The sequence below is a fragment of the Rhodococcus sp. DMU2021 genome, from assembly GCF_019641445.1.
GTDB classification, from domain to species: Bacteria; Actinomycetota; Actinomycetes; order Mycobacteriales; family Mycobacteriaceae; genus Rhodococcus; species Rhodococcus pyridinivorans.
On sequence record NZ_JAIFKB010000003.1, the window covers coordinates 352,246 to 374,613 of the forward strand.

Annotated in this window: 23 protein-coding genes; 4 read left to right on the forward strand and 19 right to left on the reverse strand. The window is 69.2% G+C overall.

The window, feature by feature from the left end:
- Positions 1-34 precede the first annotated feature (34 nt).
- Complete coding sequence (locus K3M35_RS07660; protein WP_019288353.1) at positions 35-910, forward strand: universal stress protein; 876 nt, start codon at positions 35-37, stop codon at positions 908-910.
- Positions 911-944: 34 nt separating this feature from the next.
- On the opposite strand, the gene K3M35_RS07665 is transcribed toward K3M35_RS07660, so the two are convergent.
- The 6 genes from K3M35_RS07665 to K3M35_RS07685 all read right to left on the reverse strand — a co-directional run bounded on the left by K3M35_RS07665 (position 945) and on the right by K3M35_RS07685 (position 5,303).
- The gene (locus K3M35_RS07665; RefSeq protein ID WP_033097758.1) at positions 945-1,943 is read right to left on the reverse strand and encodes a sulfate/molybdate ABC transporter ATP-binding protein; all 999 of its coding nucleotides are present in this window, start codon (positions 1,941-1,943) and stop codon (positions 945-947) included.
- The gene (gene cysW / locus K3M35_RS07670) at positions 1,940-2,746 is read right to left on the reverse strand and encodes a sulfate ABC transporter permease subunit CysW (protein ID WP_019288355.1); all 807 of its coding nucleotides are present in this window, start codon (positions 2,744-2,746) and stop codon (positions 1,940-1,942) included. Before cysW ends, K3M35_RS07665 begins: the two co-directional genes overlap by 4 nt.
- The gene (cysT, locus tag K3M35_RS07675; protein WP_220666267.1) at positions 2,743-3,540 is read right to left on the reverse strand and encodes a sulfate ABC transporter permease subunit CysT; all 798 of its coding nucleotides are present in this window, start codon (positions 3,538-3,540) and stop codon (positions 2,743-2,745) included. The genes cysW and cysT overlap by 4 nt, the downstream gene beginning before the upstream one ends.
- Positions 3,541-3,654: 114 nt before the next feature.
- Positions 3,655-4,680, reverse strand: a complete 1,026-nt coding sequence (locus tag K3M35_RS07680; protein ID WP_019288356.1) for a sulfate ABC transporter substrate-binding protein — start codon at positions 4,678-4,680, stop codon at positions 3,655-3,657.
- Between the two features lie 152 nt (positions 4,681-4,832).
- Positions 4,833-4,925 carry an Ms4533A family Cys-rich leader peptide gene (locus K3M35_RS26850; RefSeq protein WP_309568822.1) on the reverse strand — a complete coding sequence of 31 codons (93 nt, stop codon included), beginning with the start codon at positions 4,923-4,925 and terminating at the stop codon, positions 4,833-4,835.
- Between the two features lie 171 nt (positions 4,926-5,096).
- Positions 5,097-5,303: a hypothetical protein gene (locus K3M35_RS07685; RefSeq protein WP_019288357.1), complete on the reverse strand. Its 207-nt coding sequence runs from the start codon at positions 5,301-5,303 to the stop codon at positions 5,097-5,099.
- 66 nt (positions 5,304-5,369) lie between these two features.
- Between K3M35_RS07685 and K3M35_RS07690 the strand changes: the two genes are divergently transcribed.
- Positions 5,370-7,316: a glycoside hydrolase family 15 protein gene (locus K3M35_RS07690; RefSeq protein WP_220666226.1), complete on the forward strand. Its 1,947-nt coding sequence runs from the start codon at positions 5,370-5,372 to the stop codon at positions 7,314-7,316.
- A gap of 7 nt (positions 7,317-7,323) precedes the next feature.
- Here K3M35_RS07690 and K3M35_RS07695 read toward each other — a convergent pair whose 3' ends face one another.
- The 3 genes from K3M35_RS07695 to lepA all read right to left on the reverse strand — a co-directional run bounded on the left by K3M35_RS07695 (position 7,324) and on the right by lepA (position 10,828).
- The gene (locus tag K3M35_RS07695) at positions 7,324-7,896 is read right to left on the reverse strand and encodes an ABC transporter substrate-binding protein (RefSeq protein WP_259443694.1); all 573 of its coding nucleotides are present in this window, start codon (positions 7,894-7,896) and stop codon (positions 7,324-7,326) included.
- 68 nt (positions 7,897-7,964) lie between these two features.
- On the reverse strand, positions 7,965-8,897 hold the full coding sequence (locus K3M35_RS07700; RefSeq protein ID WP_006554501.1) for a nitronate monooxygenase family protein: 933 nt from the start codon (positions 8,895-8,897) through the stop codon (positions 7,965-7,967).
- Positions 8,898-8,932: 35 nt separating this feature from the next.
- Positions 8,933-10,828 carry a translation elongation factor 4 gene (lepA, locus tag K3M35_RS07705; RefSeq protein WP_259443777.1) on the reverse strand — a complete coding sequence of 632 codons (1,896 nt, stop codon included), beginning with the start codon at positions 10,826-10,828 and terminating at the stop codon, positions 8,933-8,935.
- Positions 10,829-10,891: 63 nt separating this feature from the next.
- Here lepA and K3M35_RS07710 point away from each other — a divergent pair, with 63 nt between their 5' ends.
- Positions 10,892-11,560: a type II toxin-antitoxin system PemK/MazF family toxin gene (locus K3M35_RS07710; protein ID WP_019288360.1), complete on the forward strand. Its 669-nt coding sequence runs from the start codon at positions 10,892-10,894 to the stop codon at positions 11,558-11,560.
- A gap of 27 nt (positions 11,561-11,587) precedes the next feature.
- Here the strand turns inward: K3M35_RS07710 and K3M35_RS07715 are convergent, their stop codons facing one another.
- The gene (locus K3M35_RS07715) at positions 11,588-12,409 is read right to left on the reverse strand and encodes an aquaporin (protein WP_259443695.1); all 822 of its coding nucleotides are present in this window, start codon (positions 12,407-12,409) and stop codon (positions 11,588-11,590) included.
- A gap of 363 nt (positions 12,410-12,772) precedes the next feature.
- Between K3M35_RS07715 and rpsT the strand changes: the two genes are divergently transcribed.
- Positions 12,773-13,033 (forward strand): 30S ribosomal protein S20, encoded by a 261-nt coding sequence (rpsT, locus tag K3M35_RS07720; protein ID WP_006554505.1) that lies wholly within the window; start codon positions 12,773-12,775, stop codon positions 13,031-13,033.
- Between the two features lie 159 nt (positions 13,034-13,192).
- On the opposite strand, the gene holA is transcribed toward rpsT, so the two are convergent.
- The 9 genes from holA to K3M35_RS07765 form a co-directional block, all read right to left on the reverse strand.
- A complete protein-coding gene (gene holA / locus K3M35_RS07725) occupies positions 13,193-14,164 on the reverse strand; it encodes a DNA polymerase III subunit delta (protein ID WP_006554506.1) in 972 nt (323 codons plus the stop codon).
- Entirely contained in the window at positions 14,161-16,521 is a 2,361-nt protein-coding gene (locus K3M35_RS07730) for a DNA internalization-related competence protein ComEC/Rec2 (RefSeq protein WP_220666227.1), read from the reverse strand. The genes holA and K3M35_RS07730 overlap by 4 nt, the downstream gene beginning before the upstream one ends.
- Positions 16,518-17,357, reverse strand: coding sequence for a ComEA family DNA-binding protein (locus K3M35_RS07735; RefSeq protein WP_006554507.1), 840 nt, complete (start codon positions 17,355-17,357; stop codon positions 16,518-16,520). Before K3M35_RS07735 ends, K3M35_RS07730 begins: the two co-directional genes overlap by 4 nt.
- Positions 17,358-17,502: 145 nt before the next feature.
- A complete protein-coding gene (locus tag K3M35_RS07740) occupies positions 17,503-18,342 on the reverse strand; it encodes a DegV family protein (protein WP_006554508.1) in 840 nt (279 codons plus the stop codon).
- 5 nt (positions 18,343-18,347) lie between these two features.
- The gene (gene octT / locus K3M35_RS07745) at positions 18,348-19,130 is read right to left on the reverse strand and encodes a diglucosylglycerate octanoyltransferase (RefSeq protein WP_006554509.1); all 783 of its coding nucleotides are present in this window, start codon (positions 19,128-19,130) and stop codon (positions 18,348-18,350) included.
- Entirely contained in the window at positions 19,117-19,695 is a 579-nt protein-coding gene (locus tag K3M35_RS07750; RefSeq protein WP_259443781.1) for a histidine phosphatase family protein, read from the reverse strand. The genes octT and K3M35_RS07750 overlap by 14 nt, the downstream gene beginning before the upstream one ends.
- Before the next feature lie 89 nt (positions 19,696-19,784).
- A complete protein-coding gene (rsfS, locus tag K3M35_RS07755) occupies positions 19,785-20,192 on the reverse strand; it encodes a ribosome silencing factor (RefSeq protein WP_024101369.1) in 408 nt (135 codons plus the stop codon).
- A complete protein-coding gene (gene nadD / locus K3M35_RS07760; RefSeq protein WP_019288365.1) occupies positions 20,189-20,851 on the reverse strand; it encodes a nicotinate-nucleotide adenylyltransferase in 663 nt (220 codons plus the stop codon). Before nadD ends, rsfS begins: the two co-directional genes overlap by 4 nt.
- Positions 20,852-20,921: 70 nt before the next feature.
- Positions 20,922-22,367, reverse strand: a complete 1,446-nt coding sequence (locus K3M35_RS07765; protein ID WP_024101370.1) for a VWA domain-containing protein — start codon at positions 22,365-22,367, stop codon at positions 20,922-20,924.
- Between the last annotated feature and the right edge of the window lies 1 nt (position 22,368).

The window sequence follows — 22,368 nt, forward strand, 5'->3', positions numbered from 1 at the left end:
CGTACCACACTGGATGGTGACGCGAGGAGGCAGCATGGGCACAGCCAATGTCGGTCACGGAATCGTCGTCGGCATCGACGGATCGGACAGCGCACTCGATGCGGCCCGGTGGGCCGCCTGCGTCGCCCGACGTCTCGGCGAACCGATCGACCTGGTCCACGTTCATCCCCCCACCTCCGGCGACGGGACCGACCCGTCGGAGGAAGCCGTTCTGACCGCCGCGGAAGCGGCAGTTCGGGGCGCGGTCGACCGGGTCGAGGTCCGGCGGTCCACTCCGTCGGGCAAGCCGGATCGAGTGCTCACCGACCTGTCGCGCGAGGCACGGATGATCGTCCTCGGCCACACGACCACCACGGAGTGGGAGTCGATGATCCGGCGCTCCGACGTCGTGTCGGTGGCCAACCACGCGGAATGCCCGGTGGTGACGTGGCGCAGCCGCGACGGATTCCAACCGCCCGACGGGCGCCCGGTCGTCGTCGGAGTGGACGGCACCGAGGTCAGCGAGTCCGCCGTCGAGCATGCGTTCGCGACCGCCGCGGCGCTCGAGGCACCCCTCGTCGCGATCCACACCTGGACGGAGCAGTCCACGCTCACCTACGGCGAGGGGTCACGGTTCACGGACTGGACGGCCTACGTCGAGCACCGGAGGGAGGAGATGAAGTCGCATACCTCCGGGCACACCGAACGGTTCCCCGACGTCGCGGTCTCCTACCGGGTCGAGCGGGGCAAGCCCGACATCGTCCTGCTCGAGGAATCCAAGAGTGCCCAGCTCGTGGTGGTCGGCAGCCACGGCCGGAGCCCGCTGGCCGCTGCGGTGGTCGGCTCGAGCAGTCAGGGACTCATCCATCACAGTTGCTGTCCGGTCATGATCTGCCGCGCCCACCACCGATCGGAAACCGAGGCCCACTGAGCCGACCCGCGTGACCCTCGAGTCCCCCGCTCGGTTACTGTGCGGCGGTACCGAGCGGGGCGGTCTCCGACGCGGCCGGAGCGTGCGCGTAGACGGTGTCGCCCGCGACGAGCCCCAGGTCGTGGGTTTCGCCGCGGGTGATCTGCGTCGTGAACTGCTCACCCGTCGCGTCGTTGCGCAGTTCGACGCGCACCTCGAAGCCCAGCCGGACCACACGCTCGACGGTCGCCCGCGTGACACCGACCGAGCCGCCGGAGGTGTCGGAGAGCGCAGGTTGCCGGGCGAGCCGGATGTCGTGCGGCCGCACCAGCACGCCGTTGAGCTTGGACACCGTCCCGAGGAACGACATCACGAAGCTGTTCGCCGGGCGATCGTAGAGTTCCTCCGGCGTTCCGACCTGTTCGATACGTCCGGCATTCATCACCGCGATGCGGTCGGCGACGTCGAGCGCCTCCTCCTGGTCGTGCGTGACGAGCACGGTGGTCACGTGCACCTCGTCGTGCAGGCGGCGCAGCCAGGTCCGCAGGTCGGCGCGCACCTTCGCGTCCAGGGCACCGAACGGCTCGTCGAGCAGCAGCACCTGCGGGTCGACGGCGAGAGCACGGGCGAGCGCCATGCGCTGACGCTGGCCACCGGACAACTGCGCCGGATAGCGTCGCTGGAACCCGCCGAGCCCGACGATATCGAGCAGGTCGTCGACCCGCTTCGTGATCTCGGCCTTGGGCCGCTTGCGGATCTTGAGTCCGAAGGCGACGTTCTCGCGCACGGTCATGTGCTTGAACGCGGCGTAGTGCTGGAAGACGAAACCGATGTCGCGCTTCTGCGGGGTGACGCCGGTGACGTCCTTACCGGCGATGTGGACGGTGCCCGCGTCGAGGGTCTCGAGGCCGGCGATCGAACGCAGCAGCGTCGACTTCCCCGAACCCGAGGGTCCGAGCAGGGCGGTGAGCGAGCCGGACGGGATGTCGATGTCGACGTCGGCGAGTGCGGCGAAATCTCCGTAGTTCTTGCGCGCCCCGGTAACAGTGATCATTCGGTGGTCCTCTTCCGGTCGAGCAGGGTCATCAGCAGCAGGACGATCACCGCGATGGCCATGAGCAGGGTCGCGGCGCTGTAGGCGCCGAAGGTGTTGTGGTCGTCGATGTACCGGGCGTGCACGAGCAGCGTCAGGGTCTGGGAGACGCCGGGGAAGCCGGACGAGACCATGATGACGGCGCCGAACTCGCCGAGGGCCCGCGCGACGGTGAGGACGATGCCGTAGGTCAGGCCCCAGCGGATCGCCGGCAACGTGATCCGCCAGAAGGTCTGCCAGGTGTTCGCGCCGAGGGTCGCGGCGGCCTGCTCCTGCTCCTCACCGATCTCGCGCAGCACCGGTTCGACCTCGCGCACGACGAACGGCAGCGTCACGAAGATCGTCGCGAGCACCATGCCCGGCAGGCCGAAGATCACCTTGAAGCCGAGATCCTCGACGGCACCGAACCAGCCGTTGGCGCCCCACAACATGATCAGGGCGACACCCACGACGATCGGCGAGACCGCGAAGGGCAGGTCGACGACGGCCTGCAACAGTCCCCTCCCCGGGAATCTGCCGCGGACGAGCGCCAGCGCGACGACGATGCCGAAGATCACGTTCACGGGCACGACGATCGCGACGATGAGCAGCGACAGGTTCAGAGCCGAGATCGCCGCCGGGGTGCTGATCGACTCGGCGAACGCCACGATGCCGTTCTCGAAGGTGCGGTAGAGGATCACCCCGATCGGGACGAGCAACAGTACGAACAGGTAGGCGAGCGCGACGAAGCGCAGCGACAGTCGGGATGCGAGGGACGGTTTCACCGGTCGTCCTCCTCTCGGCGCAGCCCCCGATTCGCGACCAGGCGCAGGACGAACAGCACGACGAAGGCGATCACCAGCAGCGCGACGGAGACCGCGGCGGCGTTGACCGGCCGGTCGATCTCGATCTGCTGCTGGATGTACTGCGACGCGACCTGGGTCTTGTACGGGATGTTGCCGCCGATGAGCACGATCGAGCCGTACTCGCCGATGGCGCGGGCGAATGCCAGGCCGGTGCCGCCGAGGACCGCCGGCGCGAGCACCGGCAGCACGACCGTGCGGAAGATCGTGAAGTTGCCGGCGCCGAGCGAGGCGGCGGCCTCCTCGACCTCACGGTCGGCCTCGATGAGCACCGGCTGCACCGAGCGCACCACGAACGGCAGCGTGACGAACGCCAGCGCCACCACCAGTCCCGGCTCGGTCGCGTTGAGCTGCACACCGATCGGGCTCTGCGGCCCGTACAGCGAGAGCAGCACGATGCTCGCGACGATCGTCGGTAGCGCGAAGGGCAGGTCGATCAGGGCATTGACGAACTTCCTGCCCGGGAACTCGTCGCGGACGAGCACCCAGGCGATCACCGTGCCCATCACCGCGTTGATCGCCGCGACGACCAGCGAGACGACGACGGTGATCCGTAGGGTCGCCAGGGCGGCCGGAGCGGTGATCGCATCGACGAACGTCCCGAGACCGTCCGAGACGGAGTGGAAGGCCAGGGCCGCGAGGGGAAGCAGGACGATCAGGCTCAACCACAGTGTGGCGATGCCGATACCGAGGGGCCCGACGGCGCCGGTGAACATCCGGCGTCGTGGTCGGGCGGGGGCCGTGGCGGACGGCCGGCGACGCGAACCCGCCGGGGCGGGAGACGAATCTCCCGACCCGGCGGTGTGTTCCGAAACGGTCACGCGCGTGCTCTACTTCGTTGCGTTGTCGTAGATCACCGCGATGGTGCCGGTGCTGTCGGCGAACAGCTCCTCGTTCACGGTCTCCCAGCCGCCGAGATCGGCGACGGTCCACAGCTTCTCCGGCTGCGGGAACTCATCGGCGAATTCCTCGGCGACGGTCGGATCGACGGGCCGGAAACCGGCTTCGGCCCACAGGCGCTGGGCCTCGGGGGTGTACAGGAAGTCGTTGAACGCCTGCGCGACCTCGACGTCCTTCGCGTTCTTCAGTACCGCCGCAGGGTTCTCGATCTTGAAAGTGACGGGCGGGGTGACGTGCTCGACGGGGTCGCCGTTGCGCTCGATGAACAGTGCCTCGTTCTCGTAGCTCAGCAGCACGTCGCCGGTGCCCTGCAGGAAGGTCTCGGTGGCCTCGCGACCGGACTTCGGCTGTACCTTCACATGGTCGGTGACCAGTGCGGTGACGTAGTCGATGCCGGCCTGCGGGTCGGCGCCGCCGTTGCTCTTCGCGGCGTACGGCGCAAGCAGGTTCCACTTCGCCGAACCCGAGCTGAACGGGTTGGGGGTGACGACCTCGACATCCGGCCGGAGCAGGTCGTCCCAGTCCCGAATGTTCTTCGGGTTGCCCTCACGGACGACGATGGTCACGACCGATCCGAACGGTATCCCGTTGTAGGCGTTGTCGTTCCAGTTCTCGTCGACGAGTCCCGCGTCGACGAGACGGGTGATGTCGGGCTCGACGGAGAAGTTCACGAAGTTCGCCTCGGCGCCGTCGCGCACCTTGCGGGACTGGTCTCCGGAGGCGCCGTAGGACTGCTGGAAGACGACGCCCTCGCCTTCCTCGGTCTCCTGGAAGGCGGGGATCAGCGAGTCGAATCCGACCTTGGGCACGGCGTAGGCGTAGAGGTTGACCGTGCCGCCGGATCCGTCGCCGCCGCTCTCGGCTCCGACGGTGTCGCTCGAACCACCGGAGCAGGCGGTGAGGGAGAGTGCGGTGACCGCGGCGAACGCCGCGACAACGAACCTGGAACGTTTCATGACGAGCCTCCTGAGGGGCTGTTTCGAGGGGGGATGAACGCGACCGGCACCGGACGAGGGGCTGCCGGAATCGGACCGGCCGGGATTCGCGAGGATGCGGCACCGACGGACGAGAGGATCCGGAAGACGGGGACCGCGGAGAGAAGGAGGATTCAGCGACAACAGTCGATGTCGGCGACCGATGGCATGCCCACAGCGATCAACGCCAACTCGTGGCGGAGGCGGGGCAGAGTGGTCGCGGACACGCGGCAGAGATTAGCAGAGGTCGAGGGTCGACCGAAATCGACGATTCGGACACCGGACGTCGAGCACCGAACCGGATGCGCGAGCGGCGTGCTCACATGGAGACGAGCCATGCGACGACGACGATGATCAGCAGCGCGATCAGCGCCAGGGTTACGCGCGAACGCGGCATGTCAGCAATCCTCCGTCGTCGTGGCGGGCGAGTCCGTCTCTCCGCGGCCGAGCAGTCCGAAGACACCGGCCATCGCCCGATCGAGCAGCCATGCGACCCCTGAGCAGGCCGGCACCAGCACTGCGAGCACCAGGGCCACCTGGGGGACGAAGGACAGGCCCGCGAGCCACAGCTCGAAGCCGTCCCACCACGAAGCCACCCGATCCATTGCCTACACCCTAGTAGGTTCGGCAACCGCGCTGCGATCCGCCCGGCCCGCGGTGATCATGGAGGGATGGACCACTACCACTCCTCCTCACCGCTGTCGGGGGCACCCTTCCAACGGAGTCCGTTCCCGCCGATCGACGACTACGCATTCCTCTCGGATTGCGAGAGCACCTGCCTGATCGCACGTGACGGCACCGTGGAGTGGATGTGCGTGCCCCGTCCGGACTCGCCGAGTGTGTTCGGGTCGCTGCTGGACCGCAGCGCGGGACATTTCCGGTTGTCGCCGCACGACCGCACCGTTCCTGCGGCACGCCGGTACCTGCCGGGCGGTCTGGTGCTCGAGACGACCTGGCAGACCGACACGGGTTGGATGATCGTGCGGGACGCGCTGGTCATGTCACCCTGGTACGACGTCGAGGAACGCTCCACCACGCATCGCCGGACCCCGTCCGACTGGGAGGCCGAGCACATGCTGTTGCGCACGGTGCGCTGCGTGAACGGGACGGTCGACCTGTACGTCAGCTGCGAACCCGCCTTCGACTACCACCGCGGCCGCACCGAATGGAGCTATACCGGCAAGGTCTACGAGGAGGCCACCGCGGTGTGCCAGAACGCGCCGGACGAACATCCGACGCTGCGCATGACGACGGATCTGCGCCTCGGAATCGAGGACCGCGAGGTCCGCGCGCGACGTCGACTCCACAAGGGCGACACGGCCTTCGTCGCATTGTCGTGGTCGGACTGCCCGATGCCGCACACCTTCGACGAGGCCGCCGTCAAGATGACCGCCACCCAGGACTACTGGCGCGAGTGGATCACGACGGGCCGCTTCCCGGATCACCCGTGGCGCACCTACCTGCAGAGCAGCGCTCTGACGCTCAAGGGACTGACCTACAGCCCGACCGGGGCGCTGCTCGCAGCGTCGACGACCTCACTCCCCGAAACACCTGGCGGAGAACGTAACTGGGACTACCGTTACGCGTGGGTACGCGATTCGACCTTCGCACTGTGGGGTCTGTACACCCTCGGGTTCGACCGGGAGGCCGACGACTTCTTCTCGTTCATCCTCGACGTCTCGCGCGACGCGGACGGCGTCCGCTATCCGCTCCAGGTGATGTACGGGGTAGGCGGTGAGCGCGAGTTGCCGGAGTCGACCCTCGATCATCTGAGCGGCTACGACGGCGCCACCCCGGTCCGCATCGGCAACGACGCCTATCACCAACAGCAACACGACATCTGGGGCACACTGCTCGACTCGGTGTACCTGCACGTCAAGTCCCGCGGGCACTTCCCCCAGACGCTGTTGCACACCCTGCGCCGGCAGGTCGAGGAGGCAGCGGCCAACTGGCGCAAGCCCGATCGCGGCATCTGGGAGGTGCGCGGCGAACCCCAGCACTTCGTGTCGTCGAAGGTCATGTGCTGGGTGGCACTCGATCGCGGCGCGAAACTCGCCGAACTGCAGGGTCGTCCCGACTACGCCCGGAAGTGGGCGGCGATGGCCGACGAGATCAAGGCCGACGTCCTCGAACACGGCGTCGACGAACGCGGCGTCTTCACCCAGCGGTACGGCCACCCGTCACTCGACGCGTCGGCTCTGCTGATCCCCTTGTTGCGCTTCCTGCCCGCAGACGACCCCCGGGTGCGGGCCACGGTGCTGGCGATCGCCGACGAACTCACCGAGGACGGGCTGGTGCTGCGCTACCGGGTGGAGACCACCGACGACGGGCTCGCGGGCAAGGAGGGCTCGTTCACCATCTGCTCGTTCTGGCTGGTCTCGGCGCTCGTCGAGATCGGCGAGGTCGAGCGGGCCGCCGCACTGTGCCAGCGCCTGCTCGACTACGCGAGCCCCCTGAAGCTCTATGCCGAGGAGATCGACACCGAGAGCGGACGTCATCTGGGGAACTTCCCGCAGGCGTTCACCCACCTGGCGCTCATCAATGCCGTCGTCCATGTCATCCGCGCAGAGCGGGAGATCGGAGCGGGCAACTTCCGGCCCGCGCATCTCGGACCGTGAGCCGGTCTCAGGCGTTCGCGACCGCCTCGATCTCGGCGTTGCGGTCGGCGATGATCCTCTCGGCGTCGTCGGTGCGGCCGAGGACCTCACCGAGCACCCGCACCTGTTCGTCCCAGCGGTCCACGCCGGTGTCGCCGAGAGGCCCGATCGTCGGCGACACCGCGGAGATCGTGTCGTAGTCGTTCTGCGAGGCGATCTGCCAGGCGCCGAGGATCAGGTCGGGTTCGAGAGCGGCCACCTCCTCGACGGGCACCGACGTCTCCGCCGCCGCACTCAGCGCCACCGCATCCGGGGAGACGTCGGTCTGCCACGGATAGAGGCCGCGCTCGTCGCCGTACGAGCCGGCGCTGTAGTACGCGATGGGCTGCACCCCGAGTTCGACGAGAGCGTCGAGCCATTGGCTGGAGGTCGCGACGATCCGCTCGGGTGTGCCCTCGATCGTCGTCGTGCCGTAGGAGTGCTCGACGGTGACGGTCTCGCCGCCGGCGGTCGCGGTGTCATCGGTGTCCGACGAACACGCCACGAGGGTCGGGGCGACGAACAGTACGAGCGCTACCGCGGAGAGAACGACTCGGCGCATGGGCGACCTCCACCTCAGGTGAGGCTCACCTCAGCTCGAATGTGGACGTCCGTGTGCCGGCGCAGTGCTCAACGGAAGCGGGACAGCAGGGTCTCCGCCTGTTCGGCGATACCCCGGATCACCTCGCCCGCGGGTCGCTCGGAGCGCACCAGACCGGCGGCCTCCCCCGCGTAGACCACCCCGATGTCGGGATCGTCACCGGTGTACGCCGCGGCGAGGGTGTCCTCGTCGGCGCCCCGGCCGTGCCACTCCTCGGTGAACGCATTGCGCAGGGCGCGTCCGCCCCAGCGCGCCGGCCACGGCTGGTGCCGGGCCTTGTCGAAGACGTCGGTGTAGACGGTGTCGGCGCTGCCGGCCTCCACGAGCCGGCCACGGGCGTAGTCGGGGCCGACGGTCTCCGGGCTGGCGAGCAGCGCCGTCCCGACCAGGGCGCCCTGCCCACCGGCTGCGAGCACCGCTGCCAGACCGCGACCCGTGGCGATGCCACCTGCGGCGAGCACGGGCAGCGACGTCGACTCGAGCACCTCCTGCAGCAACGGGAGGGTACCGATCCTGCCCGTGTGCCCACCGGCCTCATGGCCCTGCGCGATCACCGCGTCGACACCCGCTGCCTCGACCACGCGCAGATCGTCGACCGTGTTGATCTGCGAGAGGACGACGGCCCCGGCCTCGTGGACGCGCTCGATGTAGGGAGCGGGATCGCCGAACGAGAGCGTGACCAGTTGCGGGCGGTACTCGAGCACCGCGGTGAGGAGGCTGTCGTCGTCGGCAAGCGCCCAAGTCATCAGACCGAATCCCACGGCCCCACCACCGATCTCGCGGGCGGTGCGCACCTCGCCCTCGATCCACTCGGCGGTGTTGTACCGGGCGGCACCGATCAGGCCGAGTCCGCCGGCCCGCGTCACCTCGCCGGCGAGCCGCCCACCGGCCCGGCCACCCATGGGCGCACCCAGCAGAGGAACGGAGATTCCGAGTTCACGGGTGAGCCAGGTGTCGAGCACGCGAATCCTTCCGGTGGGCGTCGCAGCAGGAGCGACTACTTCTTCGGCTTGTCGGACGAGGCCTCGGACGACAACGCGGCGACGAACGCCTCCTGCGGAACGTCGACGCGGCCGATGGTCTTCATCCGCTTCTTGCCTTCCTTCTGCTTCTCGAGCAGCTTGCGCTTACGGCTGATGTCGCCGCCGTAGCACTTGGCGAGAACGTCCTTGCGGATCGCCCGGATGTTCTCGCGGGCGATGATCTTCGAGCCGATCGCGGCCTGGACGGGCACCTCGAACTGCTGCCGCGGGATGAGTTCCTTGAGCTTGGTCGTCATCTTGTTGCCGTAGGCGGCCGCGGCGTCCTTGTGGACGATCGCGCTGAATGCGTCGACGGCCTCGCCCTGCAACAGGATGTCGACCTTGACCAGCGCGGCCTCCTGCTCTCCGGCCTCCTCGTAGTCCATCGAGGCGTAGCCGCGGGTGCGCGACTTCAGCGAGTCGAAGAAGTCGAAGATGATCTCGGCCATCGGCAGCGTGTACCGCAGCTCGACGCGGGTCTCGGACAGGTAGTCCATACCGCCGAGCTCACCGCGCCGCGACTGGCACAGCTCCATGATCGAACCGATGAACTCGCTCGGCGCGATGATGGTGCACTTGACGATCGGTTCGTAGATCTCGCGAGCCTTGCCCTCGGGCCAGTCGGACGGGTTCGTCACGACGACTTCCTGGCCGCCTTCGAGCACGACGCGGTAGACGACGTTGGGAGCCGTGGAGATCAGGTCGAGGCCGAACTCGCGCTCGAGGCGCTCGCGGGTGATCTCCATGTGCAGCAGACCGAGGAAGCCGCAGCGGAAACCGAACCCGAGAGCGACGGACGTCTCGGGCTCGTAGGTGAGCGCGGCGTCGTTGAGCTGGAGCTTGTCGAGCGCGTCGCGCAGCACCGGGTAGTCGGAGCCGTCGACCGGGTACAGACCGGAGTAGACCATCGGGCGCGGTTCGCGGTAGCCGGTGAGCGGCTCCTCCGCACCGTGGCGGGCGGTGGTGACGGTGTCGCCGACCTTCGACTGGCGCACGTCCTTCACGCCGGTGATGAGATAGCCCACCTCGCCGACGCCGAGACCGGCGGTGGCCTTGGGTTCGGGCGAGACGATGCCGACCTCGAGCAGTTCGTGGGTCGTGCCCGTCGACATCATCTTGATCTTCTCGCGGGGCACGATCTTGCCGTCGACCACACGCACGTACGTCACGACGCCGCGGTAGGTGTCGTAGACGGAGTCGAAGATCATGGCGCGGGCGGGCGCGTCGGCGTCACCGACCGGCGGCGGCACCTGGCGGATCACGGCGTCGATGAGTTCGGGGACGCCCTCGCCGGTCTTGCCGGAGACCCGGAGCACGTCGGACGGCTCACAGCCGATGATGTTCGCGATCTCACCGGCATAGCGGTCGGGATCGGCCGCGGGCAGGTCGATCTTGTTGAGGACCGGGATGATCGTCAGGTCCTTGTCGAGCGCAAGGTAGAGATTGGCGAGGGTCTGCGCCTCGATGCCCTGCGCGGCGTCGACGAGCAGGACCGCGCCCTCGCACGCCTCGAGCGCGCGGGAGACCTCGTAGGTGAAGTCGACGTGGCCCGGGGTGTCGATCAGGTGCATCACATAGTCTTCGCCGTCGAGCTTCCACGGCAGACGTACGTTCTGCGCCTTGATCGTGATGCCACGCTCGCGCTCGATGTCCATGCGGTCGAGGTACTGGGCGCGCATCTGCCGCTCCTCGACCACCCCGGTGAGCTGCAGCATCCGGTCCGCGAGCGTCGACTTTCCGTGGTCGATGTGCGCGATGATGCAGAAGTTCCGGATCTTTGCGGGGTCCGTGAACGTGGTGTCGGCGAAGGTGCTGATGTCGTGCTCCTGACTCGGACTGGCAGCGGCCAGCAGACCGCGGTCACCCTGCAGAATATCCAAGTCGGGCGACGGCCGGGATTTCGCCCGGGTCAGGTCCGGTTAAGCTCGGTTCCCGTGGCCGGTACATGGAAGAAGTTGGGCAGGCAGCTGGGGCGTCTCGCCGTCGACCAGGGTCCGAAGATCTACCAGCAGTTGCAGCAGTCCGGGGCGCTCGACAAGGCGCGCGCCGCGTTGAACGCGGCCGGCCGGACCGGCGCAGCGAGCGGAACCTCGGGGAGCGGTACCACTGCGGCACCGAAGCCGGGCGCGTCCGGGACCACGGCGCCGAAGCCAGGTGCCGCGAAGACCCAGTCCGGCACGAAGCGTCCGGCCCCCGGTCGCCCGGTGGCGTCGCGCACCACGCCCACGGCGCAGCGTGCCCGCCGCCTCGAGTACTCCCCCGACCTCGACGGTCGCGCCGATCCGGGCGAGATCGTGTGGACCTGGGTGGCCTATGAAGAAGATCCGACGGAGGGCAAGGACCGCCCGGTGCTCGTCGTGGGCCGCGACGACAGGACGCTGCTCGGGCTGATGCTCTCGTCGAACTCCGACCGCGACGGTCACCGCGACTGGCTCGGAATCGGCTCCGGACCGTGGGACGCGGAGAACCGCCCGAGCTGGGTGCGCCTCGATCGCGTGCTCGACGTCCCCGAGGACGGCATCCGCCGCGAAGGCGCGATCCTCCCCCGCGCACGATTCGATCAGGTCGCGACCCGGCTCCGTACCGATTTCGGCTGGAGCTGAATCGGGCCGCGCCCTGACCGCAGGCCCTCAGGAGGCCTGGAGCCCGTACCGCCGCCCGAAGAGGAAGGTGTAGACGAGCGCTCCGAGCGCTCCGCCGATGAGCGGGAACACGATGAATGCCCACAGCTGCCCGAGCGCACCGTCCTGGTAGAAGGCGACGGCGAGGCTACGGGCGGGATTGACCGACGTGTTGTCGATCGGGATCGAGATCAGGTGGATCACCGCGAGAGTGAAGCCGATGGCGATGCCGGCGATCGGCGCGTCGGCCACCTGATCGGTCGCACCCAGCACCACGAAGACGAGCACGGCCGTGAGCAGGACCTCGACGACGATCATCGCGCCGATGCCGTAGCCGTTCTCGAGCACGCCGCCGAGCGGACCGTGCACCGCCGAGGGGCTGTGCGCGCCCCAGCCGTTCGCCCCGAGGCCGTCGGCGGCACGGTCGTAGCTCGGCAACGACGACGCCACCGCGTAGAGCGTCAGACCGGCGACCAGACCGCCGACGACCTGCGCGATCCAGTAACCCACGGCGCGCACCGGCGTCACGTGACCGACGATGAGCTGCCCGAGCGTCACCGCCGGGTTCACGTGACACCCGGAGATCGGGCCGATGGTGTACACGAGGAACAGCAGGGTCAGGCCGAACGCCAGTGCGACGCCGAGCTGACCGACATAGGTTCCGGCGAACACCGCGGTACCCACCGCGGAGAACACCAGGAGGAAGGTTCCGATCGCCTCCGCCACGTACTTCCGCAGGTCGGAGAACTCACCGGGGTCTCTGATTTCCAGGGAGGTCTGGCGTGCGAGATCTTCGTCGATTCGGGACTCGGGATCGCGTGGGGGTTCCATGGGTCACCTCGATGTTCGTGGTCCCGCTCGCAGGCGGAACCTGGTGGTAGAACACTTCGAGTCGATGCACCGCAGCCGCGAACTCGTCGTTCGCGCTGTGAGGGAGATTACGCATGCGCCGTGACCTCGACAACGACATCGTGCACCGTGGCGTGTCCGCCCATGTAGATGCCCTCCCGCGGCGGCACGCAACAACAACAGTCAGGTGCGCGTAGTCCTGGCCGAAACGATCAGGCCGGTGAGAAGGGTGATTCGACCGCCGGTTTGGGCTTTGCGATCCGTTCTTGGTAACCTTGTCCATCGGTGCTCAGATGCACCCAGAGCTTTCCTACCAGCTACCAGCAAGACGACAGGATTTTACGCGTGGCCAACATCAAGTCCCAGGTGAAGCGGATTCGCACCAACGAGCGCAACCGACTCCGGAATCAGTCGGTGAAGTCGTCGCTTCGTACGGCGATCCGTTCGTTCCGCGAGGCTGCGGCCGCTGGCGACAAGGACAAGGTCAACGAGCTCCTCGTCGCCACGAGCCGTCAGCTCGACAAGGCTGCCAGCAAGGGTGTCATCCACCCCAACCAGGCTGCCAACAAGAAGTCTGCTCTCGCGAAGCTTGCCAACAAGCTCTGAGTTCATCGCTCCGAGGTAGTAGACGCAGGCTCTGCTTCACGAAGGCCGTCCCCCGCCGGGGACGGCCTTCGTGGCGTTGAACGACAGAAATGATGCCGCCCGCCCGGAATCGGCCGCGGGCACGAGCACGGGCACGGGCACGGGCACGGCGGAGAAGCCTCAGGCCGCCAGCTCGGAGATGACCCGCACGGCGTGCTCGAGGGCGTAGTCCGGATCGGCCGCGGCTCCCTTGACGTCGGCGTTGAGCGCAGCGACCACCGTGAGTGCGGTCCCGATCGACGCCGGCGCCCACGTGCGCGCCTGCGCCTGCGCCTTCTTCACCTTCCACGGCGGCATACCCAGCGACGACGCGAGGGAGAACGGGTCGCCGCGACCGGCCGAGCCGACCCGGGCGATCGTGTGCACGGCGTCGGCGAGAGCATCGGCGAGCAGCACGTGGGCGACACCGCGGTGCATCGCCCACCGTAGCGCTTCGAGCGCACCGGCCGTATCGCCGGCCACGGCCTTCTCGGCTACGTCGAATCCCGACACCTCGGCCTTGCCCGAGTAGTAGCGTCGCACGGCCGCAGCATCGATCTTGCCGCCGGTGTCGGCCACGAGCTGGCTGCACGCCGCAGCGAGTTCGCGCAGGTCGGAACCCACCGCCTCGATGACGAGCTGTTCGACATCGCCCGAGACTCGCACCCCCGCAGCCTGGAACTCCTTGTGGACGAACGTCCGCACCCACGCCGCCTTCTCCCCCGCCTTCGCGGGAGCGGCACACATGTGCTCCTCGGCGCCGCGCTTGCGCAGCGCGGGCACCATCGCCTTGGTGCGTCCCCCGCCGCTGTGGAGGATCACCAGTGTCACGCCCGGAGGCGGATCGCCCGCGACATCGAGGATCAGCGCCGCGGCGTCCTTCCCGGCGTCGGCGGTGGATTCGAGGATCACGATGCGTTCTTCCGCGAACAGCGACGGACTCAGCAGCTCGGCGAGTTCGGGTACGCCCGCGTCGCCGGCGCGGAGCCTGGAGACGGGGAGATCGCCGGGAGTTTCGCTGCGCGTGCGGACATCGGACACGATCTTCGCGACGGCACGGTCGACGAGCAGTTCTTCCTCACCGAGGATCAGATGCAGGGACGCGTCGCTCACGGTTCGATCGTGCCACGCACGTCCGACACCACCGCGAGCGCCCCGGAGGCGGCACGGAGCACTGCAACGTCGCCGTGCAGGTCGGTCCGCAGGACCCGCGCCCCGATTCCGGTCAGGGTGGAGACGATCTCGGGATGGGGATGCCCGAACAGGTTGTCTCGCCCGGCGCTGACGAGGGCGACGCTCGGCCGCACAGCGGTGAGGAAGCGTGCGGGTGTGGTGCGCGAGCCGTGGTGCGGCACCTTCAACACGTCCGCACGCACGTCGGTGCCCGACCGCACGAGTGCGTCGAGCGCGGCCTCCTCCGCGTCTCCCGGCAACAGGACCCGGCCCACGACGGTGTCGACCGCCAGGACGAGCGAGTTGTCGTTCTCGGAACCGCCTGTCCGTCGCCCGGCCGGGCCCAGCACCCGGATGTCGAGATCGCCCGCACGCAGGGTCGCACCGGCACCCGCTTCCCGCACCACGACACCGGTCCCGGTCGCCGCGTCGAGCACACCCGCCGCGTCGTCACCGGCAGCACCCGGCCCGACCACGACCATCTCGACCGAGCGCCCGGTGAGGACACCGCGGATCCCACCCGCGTGGTCGGCGTGCAGGTGTGACACGACGAGCAGTGCGATACGGCGAATCCTCAACCGGCGCAGGCACCGATCGACGGGTTCCGGTTCGGGTCCGGTGTCGACGACGACCGCGCGCCCGTCCCCCGTCGCCAGCACCAGCGCATCGCCCTGACCGACATCGCATGCGACGAGTACCCATTCGGCTCCGGGCCAGCCCGGTCGCAGCATCCGCACCGGCAGCCACACCGCCGCGACGGCCACCGCAATCACGAGAGCCGTGATCCGCACCCGCCGGTGACGAGCCACCGACCACGCCACCGCGACCAGCACCGCCGCGACCACTGCCCCCACCGGCCCGTCCGGCACCTCGAGTTCGGCCGACGGCAACGATGCCGCCCGGTCGGCCACCGTGATCAGCCACCACAGGAACGGCCCGGTGCCGCGCGCGAGCACCTCCCCAACCCACGGGACGACGGAGGCGCCCAGCGCGACCAGCGAACCGAGGACCGTCAGCGGCGCAAGTACCGGGGCGACGAGGACATTGGCCGCGACCGACACGACACTCACGGTCCCGCTCACCGCCGCGACGAGAGGTGCGGTCGCTACGAACGCGACCAGCGACATTGCCGCGACCTCCGCGATGGGACGCGGCCACCCGCGATCCACGAGCCGGGTCACGACAGGTGGCGCGGCGACGATCAGTGCCGCCGTCGCGGACACCGACAGCGCGAACCCGACGTCGACGGCGAGGTCGGGCAGGAGTACGAGCAGTACGCCCACCGCGGTGCACAGGGCGGGAAGTGCCTGTCGCTCACGACCCGTCACGAATGCCAGCAACCCGATCGATCCCATCGCGGCCGCGCGCACCACACTCGCCGACGGACGGACCACGACGACGAAGGCGACGAGAGCCGTCGCGGCGAGGATGGTCCCGGAACGCGGTCCGAGTCCTACCGCGCGCACGAGGAGCAGTACCGCTCCGAGGACGATGCTGACGTTGGCTCCGGACACGGCCGTCAAATGCGTCAGTCCGGCCACCCGGAAGTCCTCCCGCACCTCGTCGGTCAGCGCCGTGGTGTCGCCCACCACGAGACCGGGCAGCAGGCCGGCCCGATCGGCGGGAAGCACCGCGGAACCCACCTGCGCGAGCCGGTCGCGTACCGTGCCAGCCCATCGCTGCCACACCGGGGGCGGGCCGACGACCGTGGGTGCGTTCTCCGCGTGGAGCACCGCCACCGTGGTGCCCGGCCCGGTGTGCGGCGCCGCCCGCACGCGTGCGGTGACGGACTGCCCGGGCAGGAGATCTCCCCACGAGTCGGCCGGTGCGAACACCACCACCGATCCCCCGGTGTCCATGGATCGCCCACCGACCATCACGTGCTCGAGCCGGGCCGGGATGCGTACCCGGGGTGTGTCGTCGAAGGCCGCAGCCCGGATGTGCCGCGGGTCGTCGGTGGGGAGGAGGACGACGCCGGCCCAGGATCCCTTCTCCGCTGCGGAGGCGATCGGGTGCTGGTCGGCGGCCCACATCCGGAGGCCGGCGGCCGGTCCGAATCCCGCGACGACGGCCAGTGCGGCGAGGAGGATCCGCGCACCTCCGCGTGGGATGCGACCGGTCGCGACGAGACGGACCGTCACGGAGCACCCGACGACGGCCGCGACCGCCACGACGATCACGATCCGCCATCCCGTGTACAACCCGAGAAGCGTCACGGCCCACGCGGCCAGCGCGCACGGCACCAACCGGGCATCGAGAACCGTTGCGGCGTCGGACCCGTCGTTCCGTCCGGTCACACCGTCACCAGTTCACGCAGCCTCGCGAGTCGCGCCGGTCCGATCCCGTCGACCTCACCGAGTTGTTCGACGTCCGTGAACGGTCCGTTGGTGTCGCGCCACGAGACGATCGCCGCTGCCGTGACGGGACCGACGCCCGGCAGCGCGTCGAGCGCGGTCTCGTCGGCGGTGTTGAGATCCACCGGTCCGCCTGCCTCCGGTGGAGCATCGCCCGGTGTCTGCGCCCCGACGATTCCACTGGCCTGCGGAACAGGTTGGGGCGGGGCGATTCCCACGACGATCTGGTCACCGTCGGCGACCCGCCGGGCCAGATTCAGGCCGATGAGGTCGGCGCCGTCGACGGCACCGCCGGCAGCGTCGAGCGCGTCGGCCACACGGGATCCCGCCGGCAGCCGCACGAGCCCGGGGCGTATCACCGCACCCACGACGCTGACGACGAAATCGGCGGAATCCGGTTGTGCCGTGTCCGTCTCCCTCGCGGCGGACGGCTCTGCAGTGTCCACGACTTCGACTCTCGGCAGCGGCGGTACCGGTTCGGGGACCGGCCGGTCGCGCCACACGACGACGAGTGCCACTGCGGCGGCGAGTACTCCGATCGCGGCGAGTGCAGCGGTTCCCCGTCGTCCGGTGTCCCATCGCGCTGCGGTCAGCCGATCGACGAATCGTTCCCGGCCGGGACCGCTGTGGAGGGGTTCGTCGCCGTCGTCCGGATCCGCCCAGGGGTGGTCGTTCGCCGACCTGTCGTCGGTCCAGGGCGGTTCCGCGGGCATCGCCGAGGAACGCGTGATCGCGCCGAGGCGGGTGCGCGCGAGATCACGGTGGTCACTGCTCGCCATGCCGCGACGCTAGCCGCGGCCGCGACCGCCGGATTCGGTGTCGGCGCCGATTCGGCCGGGGTTGTGGATGACCCGCACCCCTGTGGATGAATGCCCGGAGGGGGCCTCCACCGGCATCATCCGGGCCGGGAGGTGGTGTAGGTGGTCAGTCCTCGGAGACACCGGTCGCCGCGGAGGCGACGACCACACCGACCGCACCCGGCCCGACGTGCGCGCCGAGAACCGCGTCGAGTTCGGACACGACGATCTCGGTGCCTTCCGGAAGGCGCTGTGCGAGCTGATCGACGAGGCTGCGCGCCCGCTCGGGTGCCCCACGGTGGTGCACCGCGACGAGCGGTTCGTCGCCCACGTCGGTCGCGGCTCCGTCGACGAGCTTGGCCATCGCCTTGGTCATCGTGCGGGTCTTCTCCCGCAGGACGAGCTTGCCGTCGGAGATGTGCAGCACGGGCTTCATCGCGAGCGCGGTACCCAACAGCGCTGTGGCCGTGCCGATCCGGCCACCGCGACGGAGGTGGTCGAGCCGGTCGACGACGAGCAGGGTCCGGGCGGACGCCGCGACCTCCACGGCCCGCTCGTACACCCGGGCCAGGTCTTCTCCGGCCCGTGCGGCGCGCACCGCTTCGAGGACGGCGAAACCCGAACCCATGGCGGTGTTCCGCGAATCGACGAGCCGGATCCGGTCGCCCAGCGATTCGGCGGCGTGCCGGGCTGCGTCCCATGTCCCGGACAGCACCCGCGAGAGGTGCACGGCTACGACGCCGTCTCCTCCACTGTCCTCGAGCGCCTCGGTATAGGCGTCGGTCAGTTCTGCGGGAGACGGACCGGAGGTCGTCACGGTCGACAGGTCCTCCGGTAACTCGTCGACGCCCTCGCGGAGGTCGCGTCCGCCCGCGATGATGTGCAGTGGCACAACACGGATGTCGTACCGACGGACCAGTTCAGGGTCGATACAACTCGACGAATCTGTGACGACGACGACGGACACGACGCCTACCGTAGGCCCTCCACCGGGACTTCCGCATCCCGATGCACGATCCGGACCGCGTCGCCGACAGCGGCGGCGACACGGCGGTGTCCTTCCCAACCCCAGTGGATCCCGTCGGGATTGGCGTCGTCGGAGAAGACGTTCTCCCGCACCGCTTCGGCGAGATCGACGAGGGGAACCGACTTCTCGGCCGCCCAGCGGGTGATCGCGCGTGCCGCGGGGAGCCGGCCGGCATGCACCGACCGGTACTGCTCGCTGCGGTGCACCGACGGCATGGTGCCGATGACGGGCAGATCAGGGCGCATGTATGCCAATGCGTCCCTGATCGTTTCGAGGTACTCGACGCTGACCCGGGGTGGGAGCGCCACCGGTCGCCCGAGCGGTGACAGTCGCGGCTGCAACCACCCGTAGGCGTTACGCGCCGCGCGACGCAGGGCCGGCGGGCGGATGTAGCGCAGGCCCTCCCGCAGTGCGGTGGGCAGCGGGGACGGGAGGGTGTCCATCCCGCCCACGGCCAGGACGACGGCTCCGGCGTGCGGGATCGCGGCCCACACCCGCGGGTCCTGGGTCATGGCCCACCACGCGTCGCGTGTGGTCCACCCGATCCGGGCGACGAGTTCGACGTCCCATCCGAGTTCGGCCGCGACCAGGTTGGGCCAGATCTGCGGATGGTCGGCGGGCAGGCCGCCCTTCGGGCCGTAGTAGCTCAGGGAGTCACCGATCACCAGCAGGACCGGGCGCTGCGGGGCGGCGTCGGTTCCGATCGGCGTGGGTTCAGAGGACGTCATCGGGCGCCATTGTGGCCGACGCGTTCCAGACGTCGAGGCGCCAGGACGGCACCTCGCCGTATCCGCTGAGCTGCACCCAGCCGGTGTTCCCGAGACCGCCGAGGACGGACCACCGATCGACGGGCAGGTCGAGCAGGGCGGCGGTGAGCGCGGCGATCAGACCCCCGTGTGCGACCAGCACGATGGGCCGATCGCTCCAGTCCTCGTACTTGTCGAGCAGTTCGCCGACGACGGCCATGCTGCGCCGCGCGACGTCGATCCGGTTCTCGCCACCCGGCGGTGCCCAGGTCGCGTCGGCGCGCCACGCGCTGCGCGCGCCCGGGGCCACGGCGTCGACCTCGGTGTGGGTCAGGCCCTGCCATTCGCCGAGATGCGTCTCGCGCAGCCGCGTGTCGATCGCGACCGGCAGCCCGATGCGATCGCCGAGCGCGGTCGCCGTGTCGTAGGCGCGGCGCAGATCGGACGAGACGACGGCGAGCGGATCGAACCGGGCGATCGCGTCGGCGACGGCGAGCGCCTGCTGCCGGCCGAGCTCGGAGAGGTCGGTGTCGAGCTGGCCCTGCATCCGCCGCGTGGCGTTGTACTCGGTCTGGCCGTGGCGCAGCAGCACCAGCTGCCGCACCCGCGGGCTCTGCGAACCCTCCTCCGGACGACTCACACGTCCTCCGGCGAGTCGGCGGCGTCGATCGCCGAACGGGGGCCACCCACACCGTCGACCTCGATGGTCGGGCAGTCCTTCCACAGGCGGTCGAGGGCATAGAAGTTGCGCTCGTCCTCGTGCTGGATGTGCACCACAACGTCGACGTAGTCGAGCAACGTCCACCGTCCCTCGCGGGTGCCCTCGCGGCGGACGGGCTTGTGGCCGGCCTCGCGCAGCTTCTCCTCGACGTTGTCGACGATGGCGTTGACCTGACGCTCGTTGGGTGCGGACGCGATGACGAAGCAATCGGTGATCACCAGTTGCTCGGACACGTCGAGCACCACGACGTCGGTGGCGAGTTTCTCGTCGGCGGCCAGGGCTGCGATTCGGGCCATCTCCGTGGCTTCTGCCGTTGCGCTCACTGCGTGCTCTTTCTCTCGATGGTGCCGGGGGTGTTTCCGTCGAACACCGGGACGGGATCTCCGTCGGGGTGCGTATTCGTGCGGTAGAGCCGGCGTTTGCTGATGTACTGCACCACTCCGTCGGGGACCAGATACCAGACGGGACGGTTCTCGCGGGCCCTCCTGCGGCAGTCCGTGGAGGAGATCGCCAGTGCCGGGATCTCCACCAGGCTCACCGCCTCGGCCGGGAGTTCGTCCAGATGCGGTGCCAGGTGTTCGGCGTGAAGGTCGTATCCGGGCCGGGACACCCCGACGAAGCGGGCGAGGTCGAACAGGGTCTGCCAGTCCTGCCAGGACAGGATCGATCCCAGTGCGTCCGCGCCGGTGATGAAGTACAGATCCGCGTCGGGATACTGCTCGCTGAGATCGCGCAGGGTGTCGACGGTGTAGGTGGGTTTGCGTCGATCGATGTCGACGCGGCTGACGGAGAACCGCGGGTTGGATGCGGTCGCGATCACCGTCATCAGGTAACGGTCCTCGGCGGGGCTGACGTCGCGTCCGGTCTTCTGCCAGGGTTGCCCGGTGGGCACGAAGATCACTTCGTCCAGGTCGAAGCTCGCGGCGACCTCGCTGGCCGCCACGAGGTGTCCGTGGTGGATCGGGTCGAACGTTCCACCCATGACGCCCAGGCGGCGCCTGGGGGCCGAGGGCCGATCCGTTGGCTGATGCACGGTTGTCCAGCTTACGGGTTCACACGGGGAGCAGACTCGCCACCACCGTTGCGAGCTGCTGCGCCGACCGGCACTCGTGCATCGTGACGACCTCGCTGTAGACCCTGGCGGCCGAATCCCCCGAACCCCATTGTCCCTTCGGCTCGGGATTGAGCCAGTGCGCGTGCCGTGCGACGGACACGAGATGTTCGAGGACTTCGAGGTTCGGATTGCGGTAGTTCGTGCGGCCGTCGCCGAGGATCAGCAGCGAGCTGCGGCTGGTGAGGGCGTGGGCGTGGTTCTCGGCGAAGCCGCCGAGGGCGTGTCCGTAGTCGGAGTGACCGTCGTAGGTGATCAGCTCCGCTTCCTTCAGCATCCGCGACATGGACTCGCCCAGATCGGACCCTGCGGCGAAATGATGGGTGACCTCGTCGGCGGTGTCGATGAACGCGAACACGCGCACGCGGGAGAACTGTTCGCGCAGGGCGTGCACGAGCAGCAACGTGAAGTGCGAGAAGCCGGCGACGGAGCCGGAGACGTCGCAGAGCACGACGAGCTCGGGACGCGCCGGACGGGGCTTGCGGTTGACCAGGTCGATGGGCACGCCACCGGTCGACATGGACTTGCGCAGTGTGCGCCGCAGGTCGATGGCGCCGGCACGAGCGCGCCGGCGGCGCGCCGCGAGACGGCTCGCGAGCAGACGCGCGAGCGGCATGACGCTGCGGCGCAGGGCGACGAGTTCCGCGTCGGACGCGCGCAGGAAGTCGACCTCCTCGGCAAGCTTGGGCACCCCGTACTTCTCGACGCGTTCGCGGCCGAGCTGCTCGGCGGTGCGTCGCCGGGTCTCCCGTTCGACCATCGCCCGGAAATCGGCGATGCGCTGGGCGGCGGTGCGCCGCGCGACCTCGCTCTCGTAGGCGGCGTCGTCGCGTTCCTCGCGGGTGCTGTTGCCGAGCAGTCCCTCGAGGATCTTCGTGAGCAGGGTGTCCGGGGAGACGTCGCGAAGCGCCTGATAGGCCGAGAAGGACGGGCCGTTCGACGACGCATACTGGCCGAGTTCCTCGACGATGGCGGAGACGAGCATCTCGGAGGCCTCGAGTGCCTCCGGCGACTCGTCGGACAGCAGCTCGGCGATGAGATCGCGTAGGGCCTCGAAGTCGACCTCCCCCGTGGGGGTGCGTGGGATGCTCGCCTGAGGGTCGGTGGCCTCGCGGCGTCCGATCGCGGGCGGGAACCACAGGTCGAACAGGGCGTCGAAGGTCGGCCGGTGTGTGGACCGGCGGAGCAGGGTGCACGCGAGGCCTTCGCGGAGGGCCTCCCGATCGAGGAGATCGAGCACCGTCATGACCCGTCCGGCGTCGACCGTCTCGGACGGCCCGACCGCGATGCCGCGACGGCGCAGCGCCTCGACGAATCCGACCAGGTGCCCGGGCAGTCCGTGGGGTGCCGGGGGCGCCTCGGATCCGGGAAGGTGCGCGGCGGCCATG